The following is a 6,147-nucleotide window of genomic DNA, read 5'->3' as shown; positions in this document are numbered from 1 at the left end:
AAGTGTTTAGGCTTCAAGCAGCCAGCGATTGTATTTAAAGAAATGGCATTGGCTGCTTGATATTGACGAGTGTCGCACTTCGCAGTTGAATTCGGGACTAACCCTTTAAGGAAATGCAAATGATTACATCGAGAACCCAAGTTACCGACATGATCCAGTCAGCCAAAATTTTAAAAGGCATAAAGTGGAGTCAGATTGCCGAAGCTGTTGGTCAGTCAAAAGAATGGAGTACAGCAGCTTGCTTAGGACAAATGGCCATGACAAAGCAGCAAGCTGAAGCCGTGGGTGAGTTACTTGAGCTTACCGACGAAGCGATTGCCTGGCTTCAAATTGTGCCTTACAAAGGCTCGTTACCCACAGAAGTCCCTACCGACCCGCTTATTTACCGCTGGTACGAATTGGTGAGTGTGTATGGCACTACATTAAAGGAATTAATTCATGAAGAGTTTGGCGACGGCATTATGAGTGCCATTGATTTTTCTATGGATTTACAGCGCGAGAACGACCCTAAAGGCGACCGTGTCAGCGTAGTGATGTCAGGGAAGTTTCTGCCATATAAGATGTACTAAACGTATTTCAGGATGGGACACCCGACATAAAAAAAGCCGGTCATGCGACCGGCTTTTTAGTATTTCTTGAAGCGTAAGCTAACCCAAGGTCAGCTTACGTTCGCAAAGGCTAATTACTTAGCAGCTTTACGTGCTTTCGCTTCTTCAATTACTTTGTCAGCTACGTTCTGAGGACAAGCTGAGTAGTGGCTGAATTCCATAGAGAACTGACCACGACCAGATGTAATAGTACGTAGGTGACCGATGTAACCAAACATCTCAGATAGAGGTACGTCAGCCTTGATGCGAACGCCAGTAGCGCCAGCTTCTTGGTCTTTGATCATACCACGACGACGGTTAAGGTCACCGATTACGTCACCAACGTTGTCTTCTGGGCTGAATACGTCAACTTTCATCACAGGCTCAAGAATTTGAGGACCTGCTTTTGGCATTGACTGACGGAATGCACCTTTAGCTGCAATTTCGAACGCGATTGCTGATGAGTCAACTGCGTGGAAACCACCGTCGAATAGCTCAACTTCAACGTCTAGTACTGGGTAGCCCGCTAGAGGACCTACTTCCATCATACCTGCAAAACCTTTTTCGATTGCAGGGAAGAATTCTTTAGGAACGTTACCGCCCACAACAGTAGATGTGAACTTGAAGCCAGAGTTAGTTTCGCCCGGACGGATGCGGTAATCAATCTTACCGAATTGACCAGAACCACCAGACTGCTTCTTGTGCGTGTAGCTGTCTTCAACTGCTTGTGTGATAGTTTCACGGTAAGCAACCTGAGGCTGACCAACTTCTAGCTCAACGCCGTAAGTACGCTTCAAGATGTCTACTTTGATATCTAGGTGAAGCTCACCCATACCTTTAAGGATGGTTTCGCCAGAATCTTCGTCAGTTTCAACTTGGAAAGATGGGTCTTCTGCTACTAGTTTACCAATAGCGATAGACATCTTTTCGTTAGCGCCTTTGTCTTTTGGCTTAACAGCAATCGAGATTACTGGCTCAGGGAAGATCATTGGCTCTAGTGTACAAGGGTGCTTCGGATCACATAATGTGTGACCAGTTTGAACGTTCTTCATACCAACAACTGCTAGGATGTCACCCGCTTGTGCTGAAGTAAGTTCAGTACGTTCGTCAGCGTGCATCTCAACCATACGGCCGATACGCTCAGTTTTACCCGTTGCGCTGTTAAGAATAGTGTCGCCTTTGTTTAGCTTACCAGAGTAGATACGGATAAACGTAAGGGCACCGAAACGGTCGTCCATGATTTTGAACGCAAGTGCACGGAACGGCTCGTCAACAGATACTGTTGCAACTTCACCAGTAGGCTCGCCCGTTTCTTCGTCAGTTAGATCTTGTGGATCTACTTCTGTTGGAGAAGGTAGGAAGTCTACAACCGCGTCTAGAACAAGCTGAATACCTTTGTTCTTGTATGCAGAGCCACAGTAGGTTGGGAAGAACGCTAGGTCACGAGTACCTTTACGGATACAGCGCTTGATGTCTTCTAAAGACGGCTCTTCGCCATCCATGTAAGCCATCATTAGATCGTCGTCTTGCTCAACAGCAGTTTCGATTAGTTGCTCACGGTACTCGTTAGCCTTATCAACCATATCTGCAGGGATATCTACAACTTCGTAGTTTTCAGGAAGACCTGAATCGTCCCAGATGTACGCTTTCATATCTAGAAGGTTAACAACACCTTTAAACTCGTCTTCGATACCGATTGGAAGCGTCATTACTAGTGGGTTAGCAGCAAGTACTTTCTTAACTTGACCTACAACACGGTAAAAGTCTGCACCCATACGATCTAGCTTGTTAACGAAAATACAGCGGGCAACGCCAGATTCGTTAGCATAGCGCCAGTTAGTTTCTGACTGAGGCTCAACACCGCCAGAACCACAAAATACACCAATACCGCCGTCAAGCACTTTCAGTGAACGATATACTTCAACTGTAAAGTCAACGTGTCCCGGAGTATCGATGATGTTCATACGATGATCTTTCCAGAAACAGGTTGTTGCGGCTGACTGGATGGTAATACCACGCTCAGCTTCCTGCTCCATGAAGTCAGTTGTAGTTGAGCCATCGTGAGTGTCACCGATTTTGTGAATACGGCCGGTAAGCTTCAAGATACGTTCTGTTGTGGTAGTTTTACCCGCGTCTACGTGGGCGAAAATACCAATGTTTCTGTAATGAGATAGTTCTGACATTAGTTCACTTTCATTGGTTCAGTGTAAAAAAACGGCCGGATTATAAAGGATTTCTATACCAGATTTACACCTTTTTTAGCATAAACCTTAAATTCGTTTGCCAAAATCCGCGCCACCATTAATTCTTTTCTTTAAGTATCAATAACTTATTAATTAATGACACTTTTTTGAAAAATAACAAAATCACACCTCATCTTTTGAAGTGCGAACAATTGTTACTGTAACTTCATCTCTGTCGTGGTAGAGATGCCTCACCTTCACCGCAAATGCATCTTCCAAGGCATTTAATCGGCCTCTTAGCAACGTCATGGCTTCAACTACAGTTTCATAACGTTGTTTCATAGGTAACTTTAAATTGAATATTGCGTGCGTTGCCCAGTGCTTAACTAACCAATCACCCATCAATTTAGCTACCCTATCGGGTTGCTCTATCATATCACATACCAGCAAATCTACACGACCAAATTGTGGTCGATAGGTAAACCCGTCTGCCGCGTGATGTTCAACCAAGCCCGTGCTCATTAAACTATCGGCTACAAGTCCATTGTCGATAGCTTCAACATACATTCCGCGCTTCACCAGCTGATATGTCCAACCACCCGGGCATGCACCTAGGTCCACGGCACGTCCACCGCTTCGAAGTACCTTAGCCTGCTGTTTGTCGCTCAGCATATTCACTAAGGCATCTTCAAGTTTAAGCGTCGAGCGGCTCGGCGCATCACTTGGGAACTTTAACCGGCAAATACCCAAGTGATCGCCACTAGCATGACTGGGTAATGTATAGCCAATATGGCAAATCTCAAATGACTCAAAGAAAATATGTAGCTTTGGTTTACCTAAATTTTCCTTTGCGGTGAGCCATCCCGCTTTTCTTAGGGCTTGGCGAAGAGGAACAGTAAACTTTCGGCAGAACTTTGCGAGGGTTTTACCTTCTTCTGTATCTGGGTATTCGACGTCTATGGCGCCAAAAATTTGAAATGGTTTTTCTACCTCTTTCAAAGCCTCGAGCACTTGCCCTACCCTGTCCAGTTTCTCTATATCGTTTAGCGTGGCAAAAACAGCCACCAGTTGACGAGGGAAGATACTGTCGTGAACAGCAAACTGGGTAATGGTTTGTTCTAGCTGCGAGCCATCATATAAATGATAAAGTACAAAGCCACTGTTCTTCTTAGATACTGGGTAGCCATAACACTGGGCTTCACCGTAACGAGAGGTAAGCTCGTTAGCCGTATCGTTTTCATAACCAGGTCGGCAATAACCTAAAATACTGGTGTTAGGCATTACCTGCCCCCGGCATGTGGTGAGTTTTGTTCTGCTCTTCTTTTTGTTGCTTGTTTAAATCATGACCTTTTATCAGTCCAATCACTAACAACACCCATCCAATAATAAAGAACATGCCACCCAAAGGGGTTATCGGGCCAAACCATTTTATGCTGCTTATTCCTAGCGCGTATAAACTTCCACTAAACAACACAGTTCCGGTAACGAAACAAAACGCTACCCGATTTGCCCACGTCGATGAGACAACGCCTGACAGCGCAGGCAAAATAAGCAAGGCTAATGCGTGATACATTTGATAACGCACGCCAATTTCAAACGTGTTGAGCTGCTGTGCAGTTAAGACGCTTTTTAAACCATGTGCGCCAAACGCACCTAGCACGACAGAAAGGCCCGCTAGCAATGCGCCAGTAATAAGATAAGGTTTAGCAACGGTGGCAAACCTAAGTTTTTCAGTTTTCATTAAATTAGTCTTTCGCTCTGATTTCTAATTGACCATTAATTATTTAAATGGGCTTCAATAAAAGAAGCGGTAAGCGTGGCAGCGGTAACAATATGTTCTTCCTGCGTTTTGCCACTTGCTTTGCGAGGCTTAAAACTGTGATCGCCGTCGTCTAAATAGGCGCATTCAATGTCTGTAGATAATACGCTGCGCTTTTTGTAATCCTCTACTTCGCTCTTTGTACCAAAGGTGTCTCGTTCACCCTGAATAATAAGTAAAGGTTTAGACGCCGTTTGCAGATGGTCGGTGCGTGTTTTTTCTGGCTTACCAGGAGGGTGAAACGGATAGCCCAGCGCTATCGCGCCTTTTACATTGCTCACCGCTTCGTACACCATGGTCGCCATACGCCCGCCCATCGACTTTCCACCGATGAACACAGGCAAGTTATGCAAGGCTTTGTTATCTTTGCTGCAGGTTTCAATCACCGCAGTAAAATGTGACATAAGTTTATCGGCTTTATCGGGAGGCCTACGCTTACCGGTAGCTTTTATGGTTTGCATATAGGGAAAGTTAAAAAGAACGGTTGATATACCTCTAGCAACAAGTTCCTTCGCAATGTCTTGCATGAACTCATGTTCCTTACCGGCGCCGGCTCCATGGCCTAGTATCAAACACGCTAAGGGCTTATCGGCTTCATGCAATTCAATGTCAAAACTAGGCTGTTCAGCAATGGTGTTCAACTTAGTCATATTACAACAAGTCCTCTTGTTCAGCTTCGACCAGCGCTAAGATCCAGTCTCTAAATGCCGCAATCTTACCGAGTTCAGCCTGTGATTCCTCACACACGAGATAAAACGCATCGCGACTCTCCACTCGTTCTTCAAACGGCATAACTAGCCTTCCCGCTTCAATTTCCGGCCTTGCAAGTACCGTGTTACCCAACGCAATGCCTTGACCGAGTGCAGCGGCTTGCAAAACTAGCATGGAGTGACTGAAAACCGGTCCTTGGTTAACGTTTACGCCAACCACACCTACATGCTTCAACCAATTTTTCCATGCAGTACGGCTTAAGTCGTGAAGCAACACGTGGTGCCGTAAGTCAGACAGGCTGGATAAAGGTTTGGGGCCTTGAAAAAGCATTGGAGAGCAAAGCGGAGTTAGAAACTCTCGATGTAGCTGGTCGGCTTGAAGACCAGCCCAACGACCTTTACCGTAATATATCGCAACGTCTACATCGTCTTCTAAGAAGCCTTCATCGAAATCAACTGCCTTGATGCGTACGTCGATGTCTGGATGCGCCAAACTAAACTTATGAATACGGGGTACCAGCCATTGGCTCGCAAAGCTGGGCGGCATCGCTACCGTGATAGCACCTTTACTGCCCTTCGCAAGTAGCCTTTCTGTCGCATCTTGTAAGTTTTTGAAGATATCTTTTAGCTCAAGAAAATAAGCTTGACCTTCTTCGGTTAGAAGCAGGGTTCTATTTCTTCGAAGAAATAGCTTCATCGATAAGAAATCTTCAAGCGCTTTTATCTGGTGGCTAACGGCAGCTTGCGTAACAAACAGCTCATCGGCAGCCTTAGTAAAGCTCAAATGGCGAGCAGCCGCTTCAAACGATTTCAAGGCGTTGAGAGGGGGTAAACGTCGATGCATATAT

Annotated in this window: 6 protein-coding genes; 1 reads left to right on the top strand and 5 read right to left on the bottom strand. The window is 45.4% G+C overall.

The window, feature by feature from the left end:
- Positions 1–119 precede the first annotated feature (119 nt).
- Positions 120–569, top strand: a complete 450-nt coding sequence (cynS, locus tag BIZ39_RS15060) for a cyanase (protein ID WP_061094704.1) — start codon at positions 120–122, stop codon at positions 567–569.
- A gap of 113 nt (positions 570–682) precedes the next feature.
- Here cynS and fusA read toward each other — a convergent pair whose 3' ends face one another.
- The 5 genes from fusA to BIZ39_RS15035 form a co-directional block, all read right to left on the bottom strand.
- Positions 683–2,770, bottom strand: a complete 2,088-nt coding sequence (gene fusA, locus BIZ39_RS15055; RefSeq protein WP_049588862.1) for an elongation factor G — start codon at positions 2,768–2,770, stop codon at positions 683–685.
- 183 nt (positions 2,771–2,953) lie between these two features.
- Positions 2,954–4,051: a 23S rRNA (cytidine(2498)-2'-O)-methyltransferase RlmM gene (rlmM, locus tag BIZ39_RS15050; protein ID WP_049588861.1), complete on the bottom strand. Its 1,098-nt coding sequence runs from the start codon at positions 4,049–4,051 to the stop codon at positions 2,954–2,956.
- Positions 4,044–4,511, bottom strand: a complete 468-nt coding sequence (locus BIZ39_RS15045; RefSeq protein WP_049588860.1) for a DUF423 domain-containing protein — start codon at positions 4,509–4,511, stop codon at positions 4,044–4,046. The genes rlmM and BIZ39_RS15045 overlap by 8 nt, the downstream gene beginning before the upstream one ends.
- Before the next feature lie 35 nt (positions 4,512–4,546).
- Positions 4,547–5,239 (bottom strand): alpha/beta family hydrolase, encoded by a 693-nt coding sequence (locus tag BIZ39_RS15040; RefSeq protein WP_014976158.1) that lies wholly within the window; start codon positions 5,237–5,239, stop codon positions 4,547–4,549.
- Position 5,240: 1 nt separating this feature from the next.
- Positions 5,241–6,143 carry a transcriptional regulator GcvA gene (locus BIZ39_RS15035; protein WP_014949024.1) on the bottom strand — a complete coding sequence of 301 codons (903 nt, stop codon included), beginning with the start codon at positions 6,141–6,143 and terminating at the stop codon, positions 5,241–5,243.
- Positions 6,144–6,147: the final 4 nt, after the last annotated feature.

It is taken from the genome of Alteromonas sp. BZK5 (assembly GCF_014349115.1).
GTDB classification, from domain to species: Bacteria; Pseudomonadota; Gammaproteobacteria; order Enterobacterales; family Alteromonadaceae; genus Alteromonas; species Alteromonas macleodii.
Note: the sequence above shows the minus strand (reverse complement) of the source record. Positions and strands in the feature narration are given on the sequence as shown.